General features: G+C 66.4%; 21 protein-coding genes. 11 read left to right on the forward strand and 10 right to left on the reverse strand.

The features are described 5' to 3' along the window. Window positions 1-45: 45 nt before the first annotated feature. The 3 genes from Q9R31_RS19195 to Q9R31_RS19205 all read left to right on the forward strand — a co-directional run bounded on the left by Q9R31_RS19195 (window position 46) and on the right by Q9R31_RS19205 (window position 2,887). A complete protein-coding gene (locus Q9R31_RS19195; protein ID WP_311264303.1) occupies window positions 46-1,380 on the forward strand; it encodes an acyltransferase in 1,335 nt (444 codons plus the stop codon). Between the two features lie 20 nt (window positions 1,381-1,400). After that, window positions 1,401-1,730 carry a GNAT family N-acetyltransferase gene (locus Q9R31_RS19200; protein WP_311264304.1) on the forward strand — a complete coding sequence of 110 codons (330 nt, stop codon included), beginning with the start codon at window positions 1,401-1,403 and terminating at the stop codon, window positions 1,728-1,730. Window positions 1,731-1,921: 191 nt separating this feature from the next. Next, window positions 1,922-2,887, forward strand: coding sequence for an NAD(P)/FAD-dependent oxidoreductase (locus Q9R31_RS19205; protein WP_311264305.1), 966 nt, complete (start codon window positions 1,922-1,924; stop codon window positions 2,885-2,887). A 56-nt stretch (window positions 2,888-2,943) separates the two neighbouring features. On the opposite strand, the gene Q9R31_RS19210 is transcribed toward Q9R31_RS19205, so the two are convergent. Further along, the gene (locus tag Q9R31_RS19210) at window positions 2,944-3,270 is read right to left on the reverse strand and encodes a hypothetical protein (protein WP_311264306.1); all 327 of its coding nucleotides are present in this window, start codon (window positions 3,268-3,270) and stop codon (window positions 2,944-2,946) included. A gap of 248 nt (window positions 3,271-3,518) precedes the next feature. On the opposite strand from Q9R31_RS19210, the gene Q9R31_RS19215 reads away from it, so the two are divergent. Next, the gene (locus tag Q9R31_RS19215; protein ID WP_311264307.1) at window positions 3,519-4,292 is read left to right on the forward strand and encodes an SDR family oxidoreductase; all 774 of its coding nucleotides are present in this window, start codon (window positions 3,519-3,521) and stop codon (window positions 4,290-4,292) included. On the opposite strand, the gene Q9R31_RS19220 is transcribed toward Q9R31_RS19215, so the two are convergent. Next, the gene (locus tag Q9R31_RS19220; RefSeq protein WP_311264308.1) at window positions 4,260-5,375 is read right to left on the reverse strand and encodes an FUSC family protein; all 1,116 of its coding nucleotides are present in this window, start codon (window positions 5,373-5,375) and stop codon (window positions 4,260-4,262) included. The two genes, Q9R31_RS19215 and Q9R31_RS19220, sit on opposite strands and share 33 nt — an antisense overlap. A gap of 212 nt (window positions 5,376-5,587) precedes the next feature. Further along, on the reverse strand, window positions 5,588-7,177 hold the full coding sequence (locus tag Q9R31_RS19225; RefSeq protein WP_311264309.1) for an MFS transporter: 1,590 nt from the start codon (window positions 7,175-7,177) through the stop codon (window positions 5,588-5,590). Window positions 7,178-7,612: 435 nt separating this feature from the next. On the opposite strand from Q9R31_RS19225, the gene Q9R31_RS19230 reads away from it, so the two are divergent. Then, entirely contained in the window at window positions 7,613-7,870 is a 258-nt protein-coding gene (locus Q9R31_RS19230) for a hypothetical protein (protein WP_311264310.1), read from the forward strand. A gap of 128 nt (window positions 7,871-7,998) precedes the next feature. Here the strand turns inward: Q9R31_RS19230 and Q9R31_RS19235 are convergent, their stop codons facing one another. After that, entirely contained in the window at window positions 7,999-10,542 is a 2,544-nt protein-coding gene (locus Q9R31_RS19235; protein ID WP_311264311.1) for an ATP-dependent DNA ligase, read from the reverse strand. 40 nt (window positions 10,543-10,582) lie between these two features. Here Q9R31_RS19235 and Q9R31_RS19240 point away from each other — a divergent pair, with 40 nt between their 5' ends. The 3 genes from Q9R31_RS19240 (at window position 10,583) to Q9R31_RS19250 (ending at window position 13,094) form a co-directional block, all read left to right on the forward strand. Continuing rightward, complete coding sequence (locus Q9R31_RS19240; protein WP_311264312.1) at window positions 10,583-11,686, forward strand: Ku protein; 1,104 nt, start codon at window positions 10,583-10,585, stop codon at window positions 11,684-11,686. A 130-nt stretch (window positions 11,687-11,816) separates the two neighbouring features. Next, the gene (locus Q9R31_RS19245; protein ID WP_311264313.1) at window positions 11,817-12,659 is read left to right on the forward strand and encodes a class I SAM-dependent methyltransferase; all 843 of its coding nucleotides are present in this window, start codon (window positions 11,817-11,819) and stop codon (window positions 12,657-12,659) included. A gap of 3 nt (window positions 12,660-12,662) precedes the next feature. After that, window positions 12,663-13,094, forward strand: a complete 432-nt coding sequence (locus tag Q9R31_RS19250; RefSeq protein WP_311264314.1) for an SRPBCC domain-containing protein — start codon at window positions 12,663-12,665, stop codon at window positions 13,092-13,094. Window positions 13,095-13,223: 129 nt separating this feature from the next. Here the strand turns inward: Q9R31_RS19250 and Q9R31_RS19255 are convergent, their stop codons facing one another. The 5 genes from Q9R31_RS19255 to Q9R31_RS19275 form a co-directional block, all read right to left on the reverse strand. Next, window positions 13,224-13,502 (reverse strand): HPr family phosphocarrier protein, encoded by a 279-nt coding sequence (locus tag Q9R31_RS19255; protein WP_056333115.1) that lies wholly within the window; start codon window positions 13,500-13,502, stop codon window positions 13,224-13,226. Between the two features lie 67 nt (window positions 13,503-13,569). Continuing rightward, window positions 13,570-15,669, reverse strand: coding sequence for a fructose-specific PTS transporter subunit EIIC (locus tag Q9R31_RS19260; protein WP_311264315.1), 2,100 nt, complete (start codon window positions 15,667-15,669; stop codon window positions 13,570-13,572). A 2-nt stretch (window positions 15,670-15,671) separates the two neighbouring features. Then, window positions 15,672-16,712 carry a PfkB family carbohydrate kinase gene (locus Q9R31_RS19265; protein ID WP_311264316.1) on the reverse strand — a complete coding sequence of 347 codons (1,041 nt, stop codon included), beginning with the start codon at window positions 16,710-16,712 and terminating at the stop codon, window positions 15,672-15,674. Continuing rightward, window positions 16,709-17,515 carry a DeoR/GlpR family DNA-binding transcription regulator gene (locus Q9R31_RS19270; protein ID WP_311264345.1) on the reverse strand — a complete coding sequence of 269 codons (807 nt, stop codon included), beginning with the start codon at window positions 17,513-17,515 and terminating at the stop codon, window positions 16,709-16,711. Before Q9R31_RS19270 ends, Q9R31_RS19265 begins: the two co-directional genes overlap by 4 nt. A gap of 278 nt (window positions 17,516-17,793) precedes the next feature. After that, a complete protein-coding gene (locus Q9R31_RS19275) occupies window positions 17,794-18,051 on the reverse strand; it encodes a DUF6458 family protein (RefSeq protein ID WP_056333125.1) in 258 nt (85 codons plus the stop codon). 173 nt (window positions 18,052-18,224) lie between these two features. Here Q9R31_RS19275 and Q9R31_RS19280 point away from each other — a divergent pair, with 173 nt between their 5' ends. From Q9R31_RS19280 to Q9R31_RS19290, 3 genes are all read left to right on the forward strand, one after another. Next, complete coding sequence (locus Q9R31_RS19280; protein WP_311264317.1) at window positions 18,225-18,842, forward strand: phospholipase; 618 nt, start codon at window positions 18,225-18,227, stop codon at window positions 18,840-18,842. A gap of 201 nt (window positions 18,843-19,043) precedes the next feature. Beyond that, window positions 19,044-19,781, forward strand: coding sequence for an HAD-IA family hydrolase (locus Q9R31_RS19285; protein WP_311264318.1), 738 nt, complete (start codon window positions 19,044-19,046; stop codon window positions 19,779-19,781). A 136-nt stretch (window positions 19,782-19,917) separates the two neighbouring features. Beyond that, on the forward strand, window positions 19,918-22,263 hold the full coding sequence (locus Q9R31_RS19290; RefSeq protein ID WP_311264319.1) for a glycosyl hydrolase family 65 protein: 2,346 nt from the start codon (window positions 19,918-19,920) through the stop codon (window positions 22,261-22,263). 69 nt (window positions 22,264-22,332) lie between these two features. Here the strand turns inward: Q9R31_RS19290 and lipA are convergent, their stop codons facing one another. Beyond that, window positions 22,333-23,346 carry a lipoyl synthase gene (gene lipA / locus Q9R31_RS19295; RefSeq protein ID WP_311264320.1) on the reverse strand — a complete coding sequence of 338 codons (1,014 nt, stop codon included), beginning with the start codon at window positions 23,344-23,346 and terminating at the stop codon, window positions 22,333-22,335.

Genomic DNA, 23,346 nt, shown 5'->3' on the forward strand with positions numbered 1-23,346 from the left:
GGGCACAATAGTGCCATGGGCAACGTCGAGTCCTTGTAAGTTCCCATGCGAAGCACCGGCACGCGGGGGACGGGAACCGGGGCGGACACGGAAATCCGTGACCCGGCCATCGACCTTGTCCGGTTCATCTGCCTGGTCCTGGTGGTGGTGGGGCACTCCACGATGGTCAGCCCGGTCCTGCACCCCGATGGGACCGTGACAACCGAGAACACCCTGGCCGAACAGGACTGGTTCGAACCCGTCATCTGGATCTTCATGGTCATGCCCCTGTTCTTCGTCACCGGCGGGATCACCGGCCTGCAGTCCTGGCGCCGGCTCAAGGCAGCCGGCGGGACGGCGGCGCAGTTCATCCGCGCGCGGCTCCTGCGCCTGGTCCGCCCGGCCGCCGCACTGCTGGCGGCCATGGTGGCGGGCCTGTCCGTGGCGGCCGCGCTCGGCGTGGACCGGCAGGTGGTCCAACTCATTGCCACCGGCGCGGGCATGCCGCTGTGGTTTCTGGCGGCCTACCTCGCGGCGCAGCTGAACATCCCGGTCCTGTCGGCTCTCCATGACCGCGTGCCATGGCTGGGCTTCGGCCTGCTGACCGGGCTGGTGGTCGCCGTCGACTGCCTTCGGGGTGCCTTGCCGGACCTTGCCAATATCAACCTGGTGTTCGTCTGGTGTGCAGTCCAGCAACTGGGTTTCCTGGCTGCCGACGGACATTTTTCCCGCCTCTCCCGTTCCGGGCTGCTGGGCCTCGCGGTGGCGGCACATCTGCTGCTGGGACTCGTGACCGGGCTGGGCCTGTATCGGGGCAACATGCTGGTCAACCTCAACCCGCCCAACCTGTCCCTGGTGCTCCTGGGCGTTTCCCAGCTGGCGGAAATGGAACTGGCGCGGCCGGTCCTGGCGCCGCTGGCCGGCATCGGCTGGATCGGCCGGCTCCTGGTGGTGGCCGGTGCCAGATCCCTGACGGTGTACCTCTGGCACCTGCCGCTGCTGGCGGCGATGTCCGGGGTGCTGCTCCTGGCGCCAATTCCCAAACCATCCTCCGGAACCGCCGAATGGTGGTGGTCACGCCCCCTCGTGGTCCTTGCTCTGGTCCTCCTGCTCCTGCCGGTGGCCGCAGCCTTTGGCCGCCTGGAGGAACGGACGACGGCGCCCCAGGCCTTCCGCTGCAGGCCCGCCGTGGCGGGGGTCGCCGTCGTGGTGGTCTTCCTCCCCGTGGCGGACGCCGCCCTCAACGGACTGTCGCTGGGGCTGCTGGCAGCAGGCGCCGGATGTTTTTCCGCGGCGATCCTCTTGCTGGGCGGCCTGCCGTTGCGCCTGCGGCATGCTGTCCGCGGGGGCCGGAGGCGGGGTCCGGGAAGAGGGGCAGAAGGGGCATTGCCAGCGGCGTGAAGTAGTGCCAGTGTCGAACCATGACCGAGAACACCGCGTCCGCAGAGGACACCTTCCACGCCAACGTCTCGCTGCTGCGCAATGACGAACAGCAACGGTATGAGCTCCTGGTGGATGGCAGGTTGGCTGTCCAGGCCTTCTTCCGTGACCTTCCCGGGCACATCGATTTCACCCACACGGAGACCGGGGAGGACTTCGAAGGCCAGGGCCTCGGCAAAGTCCTGGCGCATTTTGCCCTGGATGATGTAGTGGCTACAGGAAAGCGCATCATCCCGCACTGCCCGTTCATGTCCAGCTACCTCCGAAAGCACGAAGGCTACGGCCAGTTCGTCGACTGGCCTGAGCGCTGACCTCATCCCGGCATCGTCCCGCCGTTACTCCCACGCCTGCCCCGGGTACAGCGTGTGTAGGTATGTGTGTGCAAGAGGCATGTGCAGCAGGGCAGGTCCAGCGCCGTCCGGAAGCGGGAGCCGGGTGTGAAAGCCCGTTGAGGAAGCCGGCTTAGCCGGCCGTTCCCGCGGTGCTGGCCGGGAAGGGCGATGTGGCGGGAAACCAGGACACCGTTTTCGACGTGGCGGTCATTGGCGGGGGACCGGCGGGGCTGAGCGCGGGGACCGCCCTGGCGCGGGCACTGCGTTCGGTAGTGGTGATCGACGCCGGTGAGCAGCGGAATCTCGGGGCGGAAAGTGTCCACGGCTTCCTCAGCCGGGAGGGGATGAGCCCAAGGGACCTTCTCGCGGCAGGCCGGGACGAGCTGGCCCGGTACGGCGGGACCATGGCGTCCGGATTTGTCAGGTATGCCAGGCGCGACGGCGACCAGTTCGTCCTTGCCCTGGACGACGGCTCCACCCAGGCCGCCCGGCGCCTGCTGATCGCCACAGGAATCATGGATGAGTTGCCGGAGCTTCCCGGCGTAGCCGACCGTTGGGGCCGGGATGTGCTGTATTGCCCCTACTGCCATGGCTGGGAGGTCCGAAACCAAAGAATCGGAGTCCTGGCGGCCGATTCCCACTCCGTATTGCAGGCCTTGACGTTCCGGCAGTGGAGTCCGGACGTGGTGCTCCTGCTCAACGGCGCCCTGGAACTCACCCCCGGCCAGGAGGAACAACTGGCGGCGCGGTCCGTCCGCGTGGTGGAGGGCAAGGTCCGGGCCCTGGAGGTCCGCGACGACCGCCTCGCCGGCGCCATCCTGGATGCGGGCGGGACCGTGCCCCTTGACGTGCTGGTGGTCAGTCCCGCAACCACCAGCAAAGCCAACATGCTCCAGCGGCTTGGACTCGAACCGGCCGCCCTCCAGGAGGGTCCGGGCAGCCGCCTGGAGACCGACGAAAGCGGCCGGACGTCATGCCCGGGAGTATGGGCCGCGGGCAACGCCACTGATGTTTCGGCCCAGGTCATGACGGCCGCCGCGGCCGGCCTTCGGGCGGCGGAGGCCATCAATGCGGACCTGGTCCTGGCGGACACGCGGGACGCGGTTGAAGCCGCCCGCGTTCCTGCCGGGCAGTAGGGGAAGGTGCTGCTGGGCCGGCCGAAAGAGCTGCTCGGCCGGCCGAAAAGGACTGTTTAGCTTGCGAGGGCCTGGTCGGATACCGGCATGGCGGCGCCCGGGTCGTCAATCGTGAAGCCGCAGGCGCACCGGTAGGTGACCACGCTTTCCGCGACGAAGCCGGTCCGCAGGGCAACGACGGAGTTCCCGTCAACGTATACGGGCTCACGGACCGGCATTTCCCCATGGTCAACAAGCTGCATCGGCATGCGGCAGTGCATGCGTGAATTCAGGGTCATCAGCAGCCCTGCGTCCACGCGTCCGGTGGCGGCCAAGAGCTGCTGGCCAGCTGCGTCGCTGCGTTCCCCAAACGCGGTGAGCTGGTCTTCCATTGCGGTGGTCATTATGTTCTTCCTTGGGCTTCTTTCACGGAGCCGCCGGCGTTGGCAGCCCCGCCGCGAACTGCTTGCGGAGGTTCATCTACGCCATAAGCAAAGCATGCTTACTAATTGATGCACAAGTCGGGATGGGCGGGAACGCCTTCCCGGAGGTGGCTCTCGTTCGGTTTGGGGGTTTTTGCAGGGCACTCACCTTGCCGGCCCATCCCGTTCGCATCGGCTCCGGCGGGCAGCTCTCTGGTTAGGCTTGCACCATGACGCCATCCAGTTCCCGAACAACAGCACTCGTCACCGGGGCCAGCGCCGGGCTCGGCCATGAATTCGCAAAGCAGCTCGCGGCGCAGGGGCATGACCTGGTCCTGGTGGCGCGCAACGCGTCCCGGCTGGCAGAAGCAGCTGGGGACTTCCGGCGCCGGTACGGGATCACGGCTGAGGTGCTCCCCGCAGACCTGACGGACGACGACGACGTCGCGGCCGTCGTCGAACGCCTGGAAGACACATCCCGGCCTGTGGGGATCCTGGTGAACAATGCCGGGATCGGGCTGCTGCACAACTTTGAGGACAACCACGCGCCGGAGGAGAAGAAGCACCTTAAGCTGCACGCCGAGACGTCCATGGTGCTGACCCATGCGGCGCTGAAGGGCATGCTGGAGCGCGGGGAAGGCAGGATCATCAATGTGGCCAGCGTGGCCGCGTTCCTGCCCCGCGGCACCTATTCCGCGGCCAAGGCCTGGCTGGTCAGTTTCAGCCGCTGGGCCAACCTGGCCTACCGCAAGCAGGGCATCAAGGTCACGGCCGTCTGCCCCGGCTTCACCCACACGGAGTTCCATGACCGGATGGGGATGGACAAGTCCGTGGCCCCGTCCTGGACGTGGCTGCGCGCCGAGCGGGTGGTCCGCGAAGGCCTGGCGGACAACGAACGCGGCAAGGCGGTGTCCATCCCGTCCAAACGCTACAAGGTGCTGGCGGCGGTGGCCAAGGTGGCTCCGGCGCGGCTAATGGCCGGGCCGGCCCGGAAACCGAAGTAAGCCCGGGCGCGCGGGCCAGGTGCGGGCTCCGGGCCGGCGGACAGCCACCACCACCAGGATCCCCAACAGCGCGCCCACCAGGGTTTCCACCGCGCGCTCAAGGATCAGGACCTGCGGTTCGGCAGGGGAAGCCAGCTGCGTCATGAGCAGGATGACGGGCGTGAACCAGACCATCGCCAGGCCATAGTGCCTGGTCATGAACAGCTCGGTGGCGAACTGGAAGAGGATGACCAGGAGGGCCAGCACCGTGGCCTGGTGTACCGGCTCCTTCAGTGCGGGATAGAGGCCAGCCAGTGCCCAGGGCCCCGGCAGGATCACGACGGCGGTAACCGCCAGGCCCAGGAGTGTCCCCACGATGCGGTGGACGCCGCGCCGGACGCTGCTGGGCAGGTCGGCGCCGGCAAGCGGGACGGCGGCCGCGGCCATGGCCCAGTGCGGATGGCCGCTGCCGCTCAGGACCCCCACTGTTCCGGCAGCACCCACGGCCAGTACGTAGCGGGCGGCGTGGACGGTCAGTTCCCGCTGCCTTGCGGCTGAACGGGGCGGCCGGCTCCTGGTGGCCCCGGGTTCCCATGACCTTCGCCGCACCCAGCCGCTGAAGCCGATCAGGATGGAGAACACTGATGATCCCGCCGCGATGAGCATGGCCACATACCAGGGGACGGCGGTGGGAACAGATGCGCACGCACCCAGGGCAAGGATTCCAAAGAAGGGCCCGTTCGGCTTCAGCCTTACGCGGTCCGAGTACACGGAGCCAAGTGCGGCCAGGCTCGCCTCCACCGCCACCAGCCACCACGAGTGGATGTGGTTGACGGACAGCGTTACCCCCACAGCCACGCCGCTGAGCAGCACCAGGGCGCCCTGCCCCTGGTGGCGGAGCCGCAGCTGGTGGGGTTCCAAACGGCCGTACATGCCGGTCAATGCGCCGAACACGGCGTAGATAATGAGGTCCGTCCGCCCGGCGGCCAGCAGGAGCAGCGACGGGACGGCAACGCTGAGGGCCACGCGCAGCGCGGCAAGGTGGTCGTTGTTGGCCGGTTCCAGCCTGTGGAGTGCGCGAACCTGTGCCACCACGCGCTTCATGTCCCGACACCTGTCCTGTCTTGTTGCCCTGCCGTGGCCCTAAGGCCTTTGGGAACGTATCACCGGCATCAGACTGACTCATACTGCCGGCAGTCACAATAGGACATCCGGCAGGCACGCAAAGGCCCGTCCCTGCATGCTTCCCCCAAGGAAGCACGCACGGACGGGCCTGTGAGCGTGGGCTACAAGCGTGCCCGGGCGGCCGGCTGGGGTTATGCCCCCGCCGGAACCCCACGGTGTTCGTGCGCGTCGATGCCGTCCTGGGTTTCGAACGGCAGTTCGTCCAGGTTGATCAGCGGGTTCTCATCCTGCGTGGCCACCAGTTCCCTTGCCTCAGCCTGGGTGTCCACGCTGGGCATGGATCCCGGCAGGGGACGGTTGGCGGATTCCTTCAGGAAGTAGATGGCGATGGCGCCCACAAAGGAGGTGGCCATGAGGTAGTAGGCAGGCATCATGTCGTTGCCCGTGGCGCTGATCAGGGCCGCCACGATGAAGGGCGTAGTGCCGCCGAAGATGGCCACCGCGAAGTTGTAGGCAATGCCCATGGCGCCGTAGCGGCTGGACGTGGGGAACTGGGCCGGCAGGGCCGAGGCCAGGTTGGCCACGTAGAACGTCACGGGGAAGGCAACCAGGGCCAGCCCGGCAATGGTGGACCAGATCTGGCCAACGCCGATCAGCATGAATGCCGGTACTGCCAGCACGATGGTGCTCACGGCGCCGATCCAGAGCACCGGACGGCGGCCGATCCGGTCGGACAGCTTGCCGGTCAGCGGAATGCACAGGCTCATGACCACCAGCACCGGAATCGTCAGCAGCGTGCCGTGCACTTCGTCGTAGCCCTTGGACTCCGTCAGGTAGGTGGGCATGTAGGAGGTGAGGGCGTAGCCGGCCGTGTTGGCGGCGGCCACCACCACCATGGCGACGATGATGGGGCGCCAGTAGGCCTTGACGATTCCCACGGGTCCCTTGGCCGTGGCCACGTCACCGGCGGAAGCGTTCTTGGCGTTCTCTTCCTGGGCATCAAGGGTGGCCTGGAACTGCGGCGATTCCTCGATCTTGCTCCGGAAGTAGACGGCGATCAGGCCCAGCGGGCCGGCCACGAGGAACGGGATGCGCCATCCCCAGTCCTCCATGCTGTCCTGGCCCAGGGTCAGCTGCAGGACAGAAACCAGGGCGGCTCCAATGGCGAAGCCGAGGTAGCTGCCCAGGTCCAGGAAGCTGGCGAAGAAGCCGCGGCGCTTGTCGGCCGCGTATTCGCTCACGAAGGTGGTGGCACCGGCATATTCGCCGCCGGTGGAAAAGCCCTGGATGACCTTGAGGAGCACCAGCAGCGCCGCGGCCCACAGCCCGATCTGCGCGTATCCCGGCAGGAGTCCGACGGCGAAGGTGCTTGCCGCCATGATCATCAGGGTGGTGGCCAGGATCTTTTGGCGGCCCAGCTTATCGCCCAGCCAGCCAAAGATCACGCCGCCAAGGGGGCGGGCGATGAAGGTGGCGGCGAAGGTCCCCAACAGGAACAGCGTCTGCGTGGTGGGATCGGACTCGGGAAGGAACACCGGGCCCATGGTGGTGATGAGGTAGCCGAAGACTCCTACGTCGTACCATTCCATGGTGTTGCCGACGATGGTTCCGCCGAGCGCCTTTTTGAGCATGGGCTGGTCCACCACGTTGACATCTGATTCTTTGAGCCGGCGGCGTGGCAGCAGCCTGGGCTTCTTGGCAGCCACGGGGGCTGCAAGGTCTGTTCCGCGGGCGTTCCTGGCGCCTGCTGGAGAGTCGGTCCTGCTTCGGTCTGTGGGCATTTGGGCAACTCCTATGGAGGTCATTTGCTTGCGACTTGTAGCTGCCCCGCTCCGGGCAGGCCTTCAATTTTACGGGATGCCTCTGGCGCACCGACAGTTCAATGGCGTAGAGTGCACCCTTTTGGGCCATTTCAAGGCTGGAATCTGCAAATTTTTGTGGCGCCGTTTCCCGCGCCATTACTGGGAAGCGCGCTGATCAACGGCGGCGTTCCCAAAAATTTTCCGCCGGGAACCGTTTGAGGGCCCATTTCCTGGTGACCACGGCCGCGAAAGTGACGGCGGCCACTGCCCTTCGAGGGGTTCACAGGACACCTTGGCGTGCCTATTGTAGAGCGATGAACACACCTCTTTCCGGGCAGTAGTCCGCGCGCGCCCGGACGCTTTCGTTGGCGTTTCGTTTCAAGGAAGAACGAAGGAAAGAAGGGAAGAACCACAATGGGTGAAGAGTCCAACCAGTTCCACATCAAGCCCGAGGTGGCGGACCACATTGCGGCCGCGATGGACGCGCCGGCAGCACCCGGTCCCGCAGCCATGGGCGCGGCGCCCCTGGGACAGCAAGGCGGGTGGCCGGACGGCTATGGGAAGCGCCGGCATCCCAAGGACCAGGCCGCCGGTCACGGCCGGATGGGACACGAGGCAGCCGTGACGGCCGTCCACCGCACCGGCCGGCCGCAGATGCCGCACTCCTCGTAGCCGGCACCGAAAACAAGCAGCCGGCAGCGAAAACCGGCGTCGACACGCAAATTACCTGGCGCCCCCCAAATTTGGCGGGCGCCAGGTAATTTCTGCGTCGTGGGCTGACGGGCGCGTCGAGAACCGGGTCAGCCTTCCCGGACCACCTCCGATGGATCCTTGTCCACGCGCCAGCCGCGCCACCGGGGATGCCGCAACCTCCCGGGCCCTGTCCACTCGCTGTATGTCACCTCGCCCACGAGCTCCGGCGCCACCCAGTGGGCGTCGGCGGCGTCGGGGCGGGGGACTTCATGGAAAGGCGAGGTCTTCCGGCCAAGCCTTTCCACCGTTTGGCGCAGTTCCGTGAGTTCGCGCATACTGAATCCACTGCCCACGCGGCCCACGTACTGCAGTTTGTCGCCGTCGGGAATTCCCACCAGCAGCGACCCCACAGTGTCCTGGCGCCCGCCCTTTCCCGGCCGCCAGCCGCCCACCACCACTTCCTGGGTCTGCTCTGTCTTGAGCTTGATCCACGTCCGGGTCCGCTGGCCGCTCACATAGCGGCTGTCCGTCCGCTTGGCCATGACCCCTTCCAGGCCAAGCTCCTGCGCGCTTTCCATCAGGAGCTCCACCGGTTCGTCCAGCACCATGGAGAGATTAATAGGGCACTCGGACTGGCGGAAGAATTCCTCCAGCCGCCGCCGACGGGTCCTGAGCGGCAGGCGCCGAAGGTCTTCCCCATTGTCGAACAACAGGTCGAACAGCATCAGCTGGACCGGGATCGTGGTGCGGGCTTTGGCGACGTCGGCGGCCCGGGTGAGTTTCATCCGGCCCTGCAGCAGGCCAAAGTCCGGCTTTCCGCCGGGCCCGACGGCGATGATCTCACCGTCCGCCACGAACGGATGCTCCGGCCAGCACGACCGGTCCGTGAACTCGGGATAGGTCCGGGTGACGTCGTTGCCGTTGCGGGAGAAGATCCGGACCTTCTCCCGGTCCGCCACCAGGATGGCCCGGACGCCGTCCCATTTGAGCTCGAACTGCCATGCGCTGCCCTGCAGGTCGCCGATGTTCCCGGAGGTGGCCATCATCGGCTGGTATTCCAACGGGTCCGCTTCTTCGGTGTCCGCAGCGGTAGCGGCAGGGGGCTGCGCATCAGCGGCAGCTTCGCTTTCGCCGGCCTCCTTCGAAGGTTCTGAAGCCGCCCTAGCCGCCGGCCGCCGTCGTCCGCCGTGATGCTCCTGGTCCATCAGGTGGATGAGCCACTGGCTCTCGGCGTCCTTGCCCTGTCCGCGCCCCGTGTGGATGAGCGCGATCTTGCTGGTGCCGCCGAGCCCGCCGCCGTCGGACCCGGTCAGGGTGACGATGACTTCCTTGCCGTTGATCCACTTGTGCAGCTCGTAGGTGCCGGTGTCCCAAATAGTCATGACACCCGCCCCGTATTGTCCCTTCGGAATGGTGCCGTGGAAGGTGAGGTAGTCCATGGGGTGGTCCTCGGTCTGGACCGCCAAATGGTTCTTGGTGCCGGACTCCGGAATGCCCTTGGGCAGGGCCCACGACGCCAGGACGCCCTCGTGTTCAAGCCGGAGGTCGTAGTGCAGCCGGCTGGCGTGGTGTTCCTGGATCACGAAGCTGTTGCCGCCGGCCGGGATGCCTGCGAAGGGCTCCGGCGTTGCCTTGGGGTCGCGCATGGAGCGGTACTTGCCCAGGCGGGGATCGTCGCCGTGGGGTGCTTTGCCCTGGTCCGGCCCGACGTCTGACGCGTCCTCCGCAGCACCGGCTGAGGCCCCGTCTGCAGCACCCCCTGCAGCGTTGACGACGGCGGCGAAAGGGTCCTTGCCGTCGCCCACCCGGCGCAGGACCTCGTGGTAGTCCAGGTGCTTGAGCCCGGGCGATTCGATTTCCCGCCAGGTCCTGGGTGCGGCCACCAGGGGCGTGGGCCTTCCCCGCAGCGAGTAGGGGACCACGGTGGTTTTTGCCGCATTGTTCTGGCTCCAGTCCACCAGCACCTTGCCCTTGCGGAGCGACTTCTTCATGTCGCTGACGGCGAGGTCCGGGTGGTCGGCCTCCAGCGCCCGGGCCAATTCCCGCGCAAACGCCGAGATCTGCTCGGAGGTCTGCGTCCCGTCCAGCGCCGCGTAGAGGTGGATGCCCTTGCTGCCGCTGGTCACCGGTACCGGGTCCAGGCCCACGTCCTCCAGGATGGACCGCGCCAGGAGTGCCACCTCGCGGCACTCCGGCAGGCCGGCGCCCTCACCCGGGTCCAGGTCCAGCACCAGCCGGTCCGGGTTCAGTTGGTTCCCGTGCGAGTCCACCCGCCATTGCGGCACGTGGATTTCGAGTGAGTTGATCTGGCCGAACCACGTCAGGGTCGCGGCGTCGTTGACCATCGGGTAGTGGATGGTCCGGTCCTTGTGGGTGATCGCGGCCCGCGGCAGCCAGCCCGGGGCAGAGTCCTCCAGGTCCTTCTGGAAAAACACCTCGCCCGGCTTGTCCGCGGTGCCCACTCCGTTGACCCACCGCTTGCGCGTGGCCGGACGGTTGGCCGCCGCCGGGATGAGGACGTGGGCCACCGCGGCGTAGTAGGCCAGCACGTCCGCCTTGGTGGTTCCGGTCTCCGGAAAGATGATCTTGTCCAGGTTGGTCAGCGTCAATTCGCGTCCCGCGACCCGGACACGTTCCCTACTGGGGGCCACGGGGCTTCACCTCCGGCCCGCTCTGATGTTGACTGTATGGATGAGAGCCATCTGGAAAGGTGCCATCGCGTTCGGGCTGGTCAACGTGCCAGTGAAGGTCTACAGCGCCACTGAAGATCATGACATCAGTCTGCACCAGGTTCACAATGCCGACGGCGGCAGGATCCGTTACCAGCGCCGGTGCGAGGTGTGCGGCGAGGTGGTGGACTACTCGGACATCGAGAAGGCATTCGAGGAGGACGGCCGCACGGTGGTGCTGTCCAAGGATGAGCTCAAGTCCATTCCCGCGGAGAACAGCCACGAGATCGAGGTGGTGCAGTTCGTCCCGTCCGAACAGCTTGAACCCATGATGTTCGAGAAGAGCTACTACCTGGAACCGGACTCCAAGTCGCCCAAGGCCTACGTGCTGCTCCGCCGCGCGCTCGAGGACACGGACCGGGTGGCCATCGTCCAGTTCGCCCTCCGGGAGAAAACCCGGCTGGGGGCCCTGCGCATCAAGGACGACGTGCTGGTCCTGCAGTCACTCCTCTGGCCCGATGAGGTGCGGGAAGCCAACTTCCCGTCCCTGGACGCCTCGATCAAGATCTCCGCCCAGGAACGCGACATGTCCGCGGCGCTGGTCGAATCCATGGCTGCCGACTTCGACCCCGCGTCCTTCACGGACGAGTACCAGGTGCAGCTCCGCCAGCTCATCGAGGCCAAGCTCGAACAGGGCGAGTCGCTGGATACGGAGGAGACTTTCGGCGTCGAAGCCGGAGAGGGCGGCAAGGGCGAGGTCATCGACCTCATGGAGGCCCTGAAGCGGAGCCTGGACAGGAAGCGCGGCGGCGGGGAGGCCGCCTCCAGTGGGAATTCCGACGACGAAGCGGACACCGGGGACGAGGAGGCGGAGCAGGCCAAACCGGCACGGAAGACGTCCGGTACGAAGTCATCCGGCACCAAGGCCGCCGCATCAAAATCGACGGCTTCCAAAACAACGGCAGCGAAGACAACGGCGTCCAAGACAACGGCGTCCAAATCAACGGCGTCCAAATCGACTGCATCCAAGGCTGCGGACACCAAGTCCACAGGAACCAAGGCCACGGGCACCAAGACCGCGGAAAAGCCTGCCGCCAAGACCACCAGGGCGCGCAAACCCGCCTGACCCCGGTACATGCCTGCAGTCCTGCCTTTACAGGGGCCTGCATCGCGTCCACAATGAGTCGCATCGCAGCCTCCGCTGTGCCAACAGTGCGCTGTCGCTCATTCGAACGGACACGTAGAGGGGCACGGACATGGACAACCAGACCGACTTAACGGACGCGGACCGGGAACTCAAGAAGAAGCACCGGGCCATGTGGGCGTCGGGGGATTACCCCGCCCTCGCCGACGAGATGCTCCTGGAACTGGGCGCCATCCTGGTCGAAGCCTGCGGAATCAGGTCGCGCCAGCGGGTCCTGGACGTCGCCGCGGGAACCGGCAACGCAGCCATTCCGGCAGCAATGATGGGCGCCAAGGTGGTGGCCAGCGACCTCACCCCCGAGCTTTTCGAGGCAGGACGCCGGGAGGCCGCTAACCGCGGCGTCAGCCTGGAGTGGCAGGAAGGCGATGCCGAAGCCCTGCCATTCGGCGATGCCGAGTTCGACGTCGTCATGTCCTGCATCGGAGTCATGTTCGCACCGCACCACCAAGCGGCCGCGGACGAACTGCTCCGCGTGTGCAAGCCGGGAGGCTCCATCGGGCTGCTGTGCTGGACGCCGGAAGGATTTATCGGGCAGATGTTTGCCGTCTTGAAGCCTTTCGCCCCACCGCCCCCACCGGGCGCGCAGCCGGCGCCACTGTGGGGGAGTGAGGAACATGTCCGCGAGCTGTTGGACGGGAGGATTACCGGGATCCATACCCGCAAGCAGAACCTTGCCGTCAAGAGCTTCCACCAGCCCGCGGACTTCGTCAGGTACTTCAAGTCCCACTACGGCCCCATCATTTCCGTCTACAAATCACTGGGCGAGGACCAGGACAAGGTCAAGGCACTGGACCAGGCGCTCACGGAGTTGGCTGACTCGTTCGGCGACGCCCACGGTGACGTCCCCTTCCAAATGGAATGGGAGTACTTGCTCTTCACGGCAAAGAAGGCCTGAGCCATGCCGGAGAACCATGTGGCAACGTCGGCCACCACCATCAACGCGAGCCCGGGACGCGTGTGGGAGGTGATGACTGATCCTGCTGCCGTGAAGGAGTTCATGTTCGGGACCACGCTGGAGACCGATTGGAACGTTGGAAGCCCCATCACCTGGCGCGGCGAGTGGGAGGGAAAGGCTTACCAGGACAGAGGCAAAATCCTGGCGGTTGAGCCGGGACGGAAACTGGTGCACACCCACTTCAGCCCATTGTCCGGGCAGGAGGACGAGCCCGGGAACTACCACACCCTCGAATGGACGCTCGAGGACCAAGGCGGCGCCACCCGGCTGACACTGGCCCAGGACAACAACCCCACCGAGGAAGCCGCCGGGCATTCGAAAGCCATGTGGGACAAGCTCCTGGCCGACGTCAAGGCGCTCGCCGAACGCGGCTGAGCCACGCCACCCCGCTACCCAGTTGGGTGCCCAACGCTTAAAAGCCAAGCGGCCGCCGTCGGGCGTTTTCCCAGGAGGGGAAGCCCGACGGCGGCCGCCGGCATTGTGCTGCCGTCCGGCAGCGTGCGGCTACTCGGCGTCGTGATCCGTTTCCAGGATCTGCACCAGGTGGTTCAGCGCATCGTCCGCGCCGGCACCTTCGGCGCGGAGCACCACCACGTCGCCGTGCGAGGCGCCCAGGCTCATGAGGGACAGGATGCTGGCGGCGTCCATGGCCTCGTCGGCCGGTTCGCCTTCACGGGCGATGGTGATGTCCAGGTCGTACTCGCCGGCTGCCTCCGCAAAGATGGCGGCGGGGCGGGCGTGCAGGCCCACGCGGCTGGCGACGGTTGCGGTGCGTTCTGGCATTGTTGCTCCTTTTGTCTTTCGGCGTGCTGACGGTTCAGCGGCCGGTGGGGTAGGCGGGTGGGCCGGCTCAGACGGTTACGGGAACCGGTTCAACCGTATCAACGGTCTTCTTGACTGCCCAGCGCTTCAGTGCGATGACCGACAGTGCGGTGATCACCGTGCCGACGACGATCGAGATGACGAACATCAGGAAGTTGTCGATGGCGAAGAAGACGAAGAGTCCGCCGTGGGGTGCCTTGGATCCGACGCCCGCGGCCATTGAGAGTGCTCCGGTGACCGCGCCGCCGAGCATGCTGGCGGGGATGACGCGCAGCGGGTCGGCTGCGGCGAACGGGATGGCGCCTTCGGAGATGAAGGAGGCGCCCAGCAGCCAGGCTGCCTTGCCGTTTTCCTGCTCAGCGAGGCTGAAGACCTTCTTGTTCAGGACGGTGGAGGCCAGGGCCATGGCCAGCGGCGGAACCATGCCGGAAGCCATGACGGCTGCCATGATCTGCCACGGTGCCTGGTTGTCCATGGTGGCGGCACCCAGGCCGGCAACGGCGAAGGAGTAGGCAACCTTGTTGACCGGACCGCCCAGGTCGAAGCACATCATGAGGCCAAGGATGACGCCGAGGGCGATGGCGCCTGCGCCGGTGAGCCCGGAGAGCCAGCTGTTCAGGCCGTTGGTGATGGCCACGATGGGGCCGCCCAGGATGACGAACATCAGTCCCGAGGCCACGAGGGAGGCCAGCAGCGGGATGATGACCACGGGCATCAGGCCGCGCAGCCAGCGGGGCACCTGCAGGCGGCCGATCACGTGGGCGATGTAACCGGCGAGCAGGCCGCCGACGATGCCGCCGAGGAAGCCGGCTCCCATGAATCCTGCCACCGCACCGGCGACAAAACCGGGGGCAATGCCCGGGCGGTCAGCGATCGCGTAAGCGATGTAGCCTGCCAGCGCGGGAACCAGGAAGCCCAGCGACAGGGCGCCGATCTTGAACAACACCGCGCCGAGGTAGGCGCCCAGCGGGCCCCAGGCGTTGTCCGGGAACTGCGTGGGCAGGTTGAACAGGCTGTTCTGCACCACGATGTTGTCCGCGAACTTGGTGATCAGGTAGCCGCCCATGAGGAAGCCGAGCGCGATCAGCAGGCCGCCGCCGGCGACGAACGGAATCATGTAGCTGACACCGGTGAGCAGGGCCTTCTTGAGCTTCTGCCCGATGTGCTCGCCCCGTTCCTCGGCCTCATGCTCGGCCTGTTCCTCCGCACCGAAGTGCGGGACGCGCCGGGCGTGGGGGTTGTCGGCCGCGGCCAGGGCTTCCTGGACCATCTTGTCCGGTTCGTCGATGCCGCGCTTGACGGGGGCGTTGATGACCGGCTTGCCGGCGAAGCGCTCCTTGCCGCGCACGTCCACGTCAACGGCGAAGATCACGGCGTCCGCCGCTGCGATGACGGCGGGGTCCAGTGCCTTGGCGCCGGAGGAACCCTGGGTTTCCACCTGCAGGTCAACGCCTGCTTCCCTGGCGGCAGCCACCAGCGAGTCGGCGGCCATGTAGGTGTGGGCGATGCCGGTGGGGCAGGCGGTCACGGCCACCAGGCGCTTGGGGCCCCGGCCGGTGGAACCTGCCGATGCCCCTGCGGATGCACCGGCGGCACTTGCGCCGGCACCCGAGGAGCCAACGCTGGCGCCAACCGGGACTGCGTCAGCAGGAGCGGATGCGGCGTGTGCGGCAGGCTTGTCAGCCAGGGCACCGTCGACGAGTTCCACGATTTCCGTCTCCGAGGAAGCGTTGCGGAGGGCTGCGGTGAAGTCCTTCTTGATCAGGGAGCGGGCCAGCTTGGACAGCAGCTTCAGGTGCTCCTGGTCCGCGCCGTCCGGAGCGGCGATGAAGAACACCAGGTCCGCCGGGCCGTCCTTGGCGCCAAAGTCCACCTTCGGGTTCAGCCGGGCCATGGCAAGGGTGGGTTCGATCACGGCTGCGGAGCGGCAGTGCGGGATGGCGATGCCGCCGGGGATTCCGGTGGCAGTCTTCTGCTCGCGGGCGAAGGCGTCGGCGAAGAGGCCTTCAACTTCTGATGCGCGTCCGGTGGCAGCTACCTTGCTTGCCAGATGCCGGATCACCGATTCGGGGGTGTTGCCCAGGTTCTGGTCGAGCTCGACCAGTTCCGTGGTGATGAGCTGGGTCACTGTCAATCCTTTCGAAGGGCCGTGATGGTTACGGCATCCGGGGTGGTTTGGTTTACTGCCGGAACAGTGGAACCCGGCAGGGAGGCAGCGGCGGCACCATGGGCCACCGCCTGACGAAGGCAGTCGGCGGGGGCGGCGCCCCGGCCGTGGGCAAGCAGGTAGCCGGCAAGTGCGGAATCGCCCGCGCCTACCGTGCTGACCGCGGCGACCGGCGGGTGCGTGGCCAGCCACGCGCCGTCGGCCGTAACGAGGACAGCTCCCTTGGAACCGAGAGTTGCCAGCACAGCACCAACACCGGAACGAACGACGGCGGCTGCGGCGGCTGCGGCAGCAGCCGGGTCCGCTTCCAGCTCGTCACCGGAGGCCGGGGGAAAACCGGCAGCTGCGGCCAGCTCCGCCAGTTCCTCGGCATTGGGCTTGAGGAGGTCCGGTTTCCCGGAACGCGTGGTTGTTCCGCCGCCGGTGCCTGTTCCGCCGGCGCCTGTCCCGTCGTCGGGGGTTCCGGCGTCAGCCAAAGCGGCGGCGAGGGGCGCCCCGGAGGAGTCGACGGCGATCAGCGGCGCAGTGCCGTTACCCGCCTCCCGGATCCGCCGGGCCACCGTGGCGTAGAAGTTGTCCGGGAATCCAGGCGGCAGTGAGCCGGCCAGGACCACCCAGCCGGCGCCGCGGGAGCTTTCCAGCAGCAGCTTGATGAGGGCTTCCTGCTGGTCGGCGGCCAGGATGGGGCCGGGTTCGTTGATCTTGGTGGTCACGCCGCCGGGCTCGGTGAGCGCCACGTTGGTGCGCAGCGGTTCATCGATGGGAAGCGACACGAAGGGAACTGCGCTTTCCCGCAAGCCCGCAAGGACGGGATCGCTGTCCGCCCCGGGAAGGACGGCAAGCGACTCCAGGCCGGAAGCCACCAAGGCACGGGAGACGTTGACGCCCTTGCCGCCGGATTCCTGGCGGACGGAGACGGCGCGCTGCACCTCACCGCGTTCCAGTGGGCCGGGGAGGGCGACAGTACGGTCAAGGCTGGGGTTGGCCGTGAAGGTGACAATCATGCGACCACCACGTCGACGCCTGCCTCTTCCAGGGCAGCTGCGAGTTCAGGTCCAGGTTCACTGTCTGTGATCAAGGTGTCCAGATCTTTCAGGTTGGCGAACTGGACCAGGGTTTCCGTGTCCAGCTTGGAGGAGTCGGCCAGCACCACAATGCGGCGTGCCGACTGGACGAAGGCGGCCTTTACAGCTGCTTCTTCAGGATCGGGAGTGCTGACGCCAAACGTGGCGTGGATGCCATTGGTGCCAATGAACGCTATGTCCGGGCGGATGCGGGCGGCGGCGTTCACCGTCGTCTGCCCCACGGCCACCTGGGTGATGCCGCGCACCCGGCCGCCCAGGATCTGCAGGGCAACGCCGGGAACGTTGGAGAGCTTGCTGGCGATGGGGACGGCGTGGGTGATGACCACCAGTTCGTGGTGGGGATCGTTCCCGTCGGAAGGCTCGACGGCGGTGCGCCGCGCCAGCATGTCCGCCAGCACTTCGGTGGTGGTGCCACCGTCCATGAGGACGCTGGCCGGCGAGTTCCGGGGGATCAGGGCGAGGGCGGCTTCAGCGATGCGGATCTTTTGGTCAGGCCGCTGGATGGCCCGTTCGGTGATGCTTTCCTCGGTGGTGCTGAAGCGGTCCGCCGCCACCGCTCCGCCGTGAACGCGGCGGACGGTGCCCGCGTTTTCCAGGGCGGCAAGGTCCCTGCGGACTGTTTCAGTAGTGATGCTGAAGCGCTCAGCCAGCAGGGTCACGCTGACCCGGCCACTGCCGGCTACAAGCTCGGCAATCTTTTGCTGGCGCTCTTCGGCGAACACGTACCCTCCGTTGCGTAGGTCCTGCTGGTTCTGATGCCCGGCGGACTTCCCGGACGGCTGCGTGACTGGCATCACATCGATGTTGAGTTACTTGACTTTATCTTTGCTTCTGTTGGTTTGTCAATGGAAACCAACATGAAACAATATTCGCTTTGGTGGGAACGCCCAGGCGGGCGTTTCGGACGGGAACGCGAAAGCCGGGCTGGACAGGTCGTGTCCAGCCCGGCTTTCCGGGTCTCACTGGTCTTTCCGGGATCCCTGTCCCGTTTCCGCTTTGGTCAGACGCCGCCGTCGCGGCTTTCATGGCGGGTGATGCGCTCGCCGGTATTGGGGTCGACCACGGAGCGGGACTCGCTCACCCGGCGGCTGCGGCCGGGGGAGGCGAGGATGAGCGAAGCGATCAGTCCGATCACGCCCACCGCCATCAGGATGTATCCCACCAACTGCTGGTCCACGAACGGAATCAGGCCGGGCGCAACGGCCCATGCAAGGATGGCGCCGAGGGCGATAAGGAAGATTGACGAACCGATTCTCATGACTTGCTCCTTATGGCCGCGGCCTGGGCGGCGCTGGTAGGGCGTTACGGAAAGGTGTTGCGTACACTGCCAAAGCTAAGCCTGCTGTCTGTCAAGCGACACGCTACCTCGCGGCGATACCGGATTCAACGACCCTCCCGGGACGGCGCGGTGGGCGTCGCTAGGCTGGTCCGGTGGAAACAGTTGTGTGGTCCAAGCCGGAAGGCCAGCGTGCCGGCACGCCCTTGCTGGTGATGATGCATGGGTACGGGACGGACGAGTCGCGGATGGTGCGCCTGTTCGAGTCCCTGCCCCAGGAGTTCACCTTCGCCGCCCTGCGCGCCCCCATGCCCATTGGCGACCACTGGGGCTGGTTCCTGCTCGACTACTTCCTGGCCAACGACTTCGCGGACGTTATTTCGGCCGCCAACGCAGTCCAGGCCTGGATTAGCTCGGTGAAGGACCAGTACAGCAGCGTCACCCTGATGGGGTACTCCCAGGGCATGGCCATGGCCAGTACCCTCCTGAGGCTGCACCCGGACGACTACAAGGCCGTTGTGGGGCTGTCAGGCTTCGTGCTCAACAACGAGCTCCTCTCCGTGATGGATTCCTTCGAGGCCAAACCGCCGTTCTTCTGGGGCCGGGACAAGGCGGACCTCGTGATCAACGAAGACGCCATTGCGTACACCGCCGAATGGCTGGAAAAGAACACCCTGTTGACGGCGCGGACGTACCCGGGGATGGGGCACGCCATGTCAAAGGCAGAAATGGTGGACGTCAGCGCCTTCCTGCGCCACTACGTGCTGCGCTGACCCGGAGGCGAATGCTTCAACAGCCATAAAAAACATTTGCAAGTCAAATTTGCAAGCGCTTACACTCGTCTACGGCCATAGTCGGTCCTGCAGTGGGCGGACAGGAAACGATGCTGCGCGCATGCCGCGCCAGCATCACCCTCCTGCAGGCCGCCCCGGCAGCGCCGCCAGTCCGCAAATCGAGAGGACATCGCACTGCCGATGACACAACACATTGCAGCTGACGCCGCCGCCTGGACCGGCGCGTCTGCCATCCTGTTTGACTTGGACGGGGTGCTCACCCCTACGGCCACCGTACATGAGCGTGCCTGGCAGGAACTGTTCGACGGTTACCTGGCCACGCAGCCCGGGGTCTCCGAATACAGCGAAAGCGACTACTTCGACCACATCGATGGCAAGCCCCGTTTTGATGGAGTGCGGGACTTCCTGGCCTCCCGGGGGCTGAAGCTGCCGGAGGGCCCCCTGGATGATGCCCCTGATAACGACACCGTCCAGGGCCTCGGCAACCGGAAGAACGCGATCTTCAATGACATCGTGAGCGCCGGGGTCGAACCGTTCGAAGGCTCGGTGCGCTTCCTCCAAGCCGCGCTGGAGCGCGGACTCAAGGTCGCCGTCGTCTCCTCCTCCCGCAACGCCCCCGCCGTCCTGGAAGCCGCCGGACTCAGCCACCACTTCGCCGTCGTGGTGGACGGGGTGGTGGCCGCGGAGCAGGGCCTGCCCGGCAAGCCAAGCCCGGCCACCTACGAATACGCAGCCAAGCTGCTGGACCTGTCCAGCTCCGAGTGCGTGGTGGTGGAAGACGCCGTGTCCGGTGTGCAGGCCGGACACGCGGGATCATTCCACTCGGTCATTGGCGTGGACCGCGGCGCCGGCCGGCAGACGCTGCTGGACGCCGGCGCCACCCTGGTGGTCAACGACCTTCAGGAACTCATCCCCTAAAAGCTCAAGAATCCCGTTGCCTTCCCCGGGGCAACCCTGCTGCTTCCCCGGCAGCACCAATCCCAGTACCGCACTTCCCCCGAATACTCCGTGCCGGCCCGCCCGGCCGCACGGCATCGCCAAAAGGACCCCGACCATGGCACTCATCACCGCGGACCGCGAACGGTTCCCCGACACCCCCTGGCAGCTCGTTGAAACGCGCTACGAAACCGGCAACGCGGGGACCCTGGAGACCCTGTTTGCCCTGGGAAACGGCCACCTCGGCGTCCGGGGTGCCCACTGGGCAACAGCCGACGCCGAACTGCCGGGCAGCTTCATCAACGGGCTGCACGAGATCTGGGACATCAAGCACGCCGAAAACGCCTTCGGGTTCGCCCGGACGGGGCAGCGCATCCTGTACATCCCGGACGCCAACAACTTCACCGTGGTGGTGGACGGCGAAAACCTCAGCCTGGCCGAATCCGAGGTCCTCGACTACCGACGCACCGTCGACTTCCGCACCGGCATCTATGAGTGCCGCATCACCTGGCAGTGCCGGTCCGGGGCCACGGTGACCACCACGGAACGGCGGGCCGTGGGCTTCGCCTCCCGCGGCAGCCTTGGCATCTCCCTGGAAGTCGCCACGGACCGTCAGGTCTCCCTGGACGTCATCTCCTCCGTGATCAACCGCCAGGACCAGCCGGTGGAAGACCACTCGGTGCATGATCCGCGCCGCGCCGGCCGCCATGCCGGGCGTGTGCTGCTGCCCGTGCGGCTCGACGGCGGCGACGGCTCGCTGCGCCTGTCCTGGGAGGCGTCCGAATCCAAGCAGCGCGTGGGGATCGCGGTTGACCACTGGACCTCCGCCGGGCACCAGCCGTTCGAGACACTGGTGGACCAGGATGACAGCAGCGTCCGGTACGTCCTGGCAGTGGATGCCGATGAGCCGTTCCGGCTGGAAAAGAGCGTCAGCTACGCCGCCGGCCGCACCGTCCAGGACCCGGATGTCGACGCAGCCGCAGTGGCGGAAGAGGCCCTGCACCCGGTGAATGACATCTTTGCCGAGAGCGAAGCCCACTTCCGCAGCTACTGGGCAACGTCGGACATTGTGGTTGATGGGGGCCAGCCCGGACTGCAGCAGGCCATCCGCTGGAACCTGTTCCAGCTGGCGCAGGCAACAGCGCGCGCGGATGTTGCCGGCATCCCTGCCAAGGGCGTGACGGGCTCGGGCTACGAGGGGCACTACTTCTGGGACCAGGAAGTGTACTTGCTGCCGTACCTTACCTACACGAATCCCGACGGCGCCCGCCAGGTCCTGGAGTTCCGCCACGGCATGCTGCCCGAAGCCAAGATCCGGGCCAAGGAACTGAGCGTGGACGGCGCCCTCTTCCCGTGGCGCACCATCAACGGGCTCGAGGCCAGCGCCTACTACGCTGCCGGTACGGCCCAGTTCCACATCGCGGCCGCGATCGCCTTTGCCACCAACAGGTACCTCTGGGCCACCGGCGACTCCGCCTTCCGGGAAGGGATGGGCGCCGAGCTGCTGATCGAGACCGCCCGGATGTGGATCTCGCTGGGCTTCTTCGGCAAGGACGGGCTCTTCCATATCCACGGTGTCACAGGCCCTGATGAGTACACCGCCGTGGTGAACGACAACCTGTACACGAACGTGATGGCCCGCTTCAACCTTCGCGCCGCCGCCGCCCTTGAGCACGCCGAAATCACCCTCGAGGAGCGGCAGCTGTGGGAGGCGGCAGCCAGCCGGATGCAGTTGCCGTTCGACGAGCGGATGCAGGTGCACTCCCAGGACAATGACTTCATGACCCTGGAGGCCTGGGACTGGACCACGCCGCGGTCCAAGTACCCCTTGCTCCTGCACTTCCACCCGCTGGTGATCTACCGCCACCAGGTCCTCAAGCAGGCGGACACGGTCCTGGCCATGTTCCTGCAGTGGCAGGATTTCACGGCGGAGGAAAAGCAGCGCGCCTTCGACTTCTACGACCCCATCACCACCGGCGACTCCACCCTGTCTGCCTGCGTCCAGGGGATCATGGCGGCCGAAGTTGGCTATTCAAGGGAAGCCCTGGACCACTTCACCAACGCAGTCTTCATCGACCTGGACGACACCCACGGCAACACCATCGACGGCGTGCATATCGCCTCCACCGGGGGCGTATGGAGTTCGCTGGTATGCGGCTTCGCGGGCATGCGCGACCAGGGCCCCGTCCCGTTCTTCGATCCCCGCCTTCCCGCGGAGTGGGAGGGACTTGCCTTCCACCTGAAGATCCGTGGACGCCTGCTGCTGGTCCAGCTGTCCGCCGATGCCATCACGCTCACCGTCCAGGAGGGCGAGCCGCTGGAGGTGGACGTGCGTGGCCAGCGAGCCACGGTCGGCGGCCAGCCCGTGCAGGTGCACCTGGAGCGCGTCCCGGAGCCGGAGCCCACGGTGTTCCCCAGCGGACTGCCGACGGCGAGCATCCCCGTGGTGCGCGGCAACAGCTGAGGCGGCTTGCCGGCAGCTACTTCCGCCGGCCCACTTCAGTCTCCTGCCGCCGTCGTTATTCCACTACTTTTAGCCTGCCAGCAGGGTGGCGGCTTCCTGGCGGGTGGTGCCGGAGTCCTGGATGCCTTCTGCGATGTGGGCGAGTTCGGCGGGGATGTCGCGGCCTTTTTTGCGCATGGCGGTGGCCCAGAGGCGGCCGGCGCGGTAGGAGGAGCGGACCAGGGGGCCGGACATGACGCCGAGGAAGCCGATCTCCTGGGCTTCGTGCTGGAGGTCCACGAATTCCTGCGGTTTGACCCACCGGTCCACGGGCAGGTGCCGTTCGGAGGGGCGCAGGTATTGGGTGATGGTGATCAGGTCGCAGCCGGCCTCGTGCAGGTCCTTCAGGGCTTCGCTGATTTCTTCGCGGGTTTCACCCATGCCCAGGATGAGGTTGGACTTGGTGACCATGCCCAGGTTCCGGCCCTGGGTGATCACGTCCAGGGACCGCTCGTACCGGAATGCGGGGCGGATCCGCTTGAAGATCCGGGGTACGGTTTCGACGTTGTGGGCGAACACTTCGGGGGCGGAGTCGCAGATCGCCTTGATGTGGTCGGGGTTGCCGGAGAAGTCCGGGATGAGCAGTTCCACGCCGGTGCCGGGGTTCAGTTCGTGGATTTTGCGGACGGTTTCGGCGTAGAGCCAGACGCCTTCGTCTTCGAGGTCGTCGCGGGCCACGCCGGTGACGGTGGCGTAGCGCAGCTGCATGGACTGCACGGACCGGGCTACCTTGGTGGGTTCGAACATGTCCACGGGGGAGGGTTTGCCGGTGTCGATCTGGCAGAAGTCGCAGCGGCGGGTGCATTCGGAGCCGCCGATCAGGAAGGTGGCTTCCTTGTCTTCCCAGCACTCGAAGATGTTGGGGCAGCCGGCCTCCTCACACACAGTGTGGAGGCCTTCCTTTTTCACCAGGTTCTTCAGCCCGACGAACTCCGGGCCCATCTGGACCTTGGCCTTGATCCATTCCGGTTTGCGCTCCACCGGGACTGCAGCATTGCGCTGCTCAATCCGCAGCATCTTCCGGCCTTCAGGTGCCAATGTCAT

Origin of the sequence: Pseudarthrobacter sp. BRE9 (assembly GCF_031844305.1) — a bacterium.
GTDB lineage: Bacteria > Actinomycetota > Actinomycetes > Actinomycetales > Micrococcaceae > Arthrobacter.

Bases quoted from the DNA above. Each gene is read 5' to 3' on its own strand.
- Q9R31_RS19195 (WP_311264303.1), top strand. From the start codon at position 46: ATGCGAAGCACCGGCACGCGGGGGACGGGAACCGGGGCGGACACGGAA.
- Q9R31_RS19200 (WP_311264304.1), top strand. From the start codon at position 1,401: ATGACCGAGAACACCGCGTCCGCAGAGGACACCTTCCACGCCAACGTC.
- Q9R31_RS19210 (WP_311264306.1), bottom strand. From the start codon at position 3,270: ATGACCACCGCAATGGAAGACCAGCTCACCGCGTTTGGGGAACGCAGC.
- Q9R31_RS19215 (WP_311264307.1), top strand. From the start codon at position 3,519: ATGACGCCATCCAGTTCCCGAACAACAGCACTCGTCACCGGGGCCAGC.
- Q9R31_RS19220 (WP_311264308.1), bottom strand. From the start codon at position 5,375: ATGAAGCGCGTGGTGGCACAGGTTCGCGCACTCCACAGGCTGGAACCG.
- Q9R31_RS19225 (WP_311264309.1), bottom strand. From the start codon at position 7,177: ATGCCCACAGACCGAAGCAGGACCGACTCTCCAGCAGGCGCCAGGAAC.
- Q9R31_RS19230 (WP_311264310.1), top strand. From the start codon at position 7,613: ATGGGTGAAGAGTCCAACCAGTTCCACATCAAGCCCGAGGTGGCGGAC.
- Q9R31_RS19240 (WP_311264312.1), top strand. From the start codon at position 10,583: ATGAGAGCCATCTGGAAAGGTGCCATCGCGTTCGGGCTGGTCAACGTG.
- Q9R31_RS19245 (WP_311264313.1), top strand. From the start codon at position 11,817: ATGGACAACCAGACCGACTTAACGGACGCGGACCGGGAACTCAAGAAG.
- Q9R31_RS19250 (WP_311264314.1), top strand. From the start codon at position 12,663: ATGCCGGAGAACCATGTGGCAACGTCGGCCACCACCATCAACGCGAGC.
- Q9R31_RS19255 (WP_056333115.1), bottom strand. From the start codon at position 13,502: ATGCCAGAACGCACCGCAACCGTCGCCAGCCGCGTGGGCCTGCACGCC.
- Q9R31_RS19265 (WP_311264316.1), bottom strand. From the start codon at position 16,712: ATGATTGTCACCTTCACGGCCAACCCCAGCCTTGACCGTACTGTCGCC.
- Q9R31_RS19275 (WP_056333125.1), bottom strand. From the start codon at position 18,051: ATGAGAATCGGTTCGTCAATCTTCCTTATCGCCCTCGGCGCCATCCTT.
- Q9R31_RS19285 (WP_311264318.1), top strand. From the start codon at position 19,044: ATGACACAACACATTGCAGCTGACGCCGCCGCCTGGACCGGCGCGTCT.
- Q9R31_RS19290 (WP_311264319.1), top strand. From the start codon at position 19,918: ATGGCACTCATCACCGCGGACCGCGAACGGTTCCCCGACACCCCCTGG.
- lipA (WP_311264320.1), bottom strand. From the start codon at position 23,346: ATGACATTGGCACCTGAAGGCCGGAAGATGCTGCGGATTGAGCAGCGC.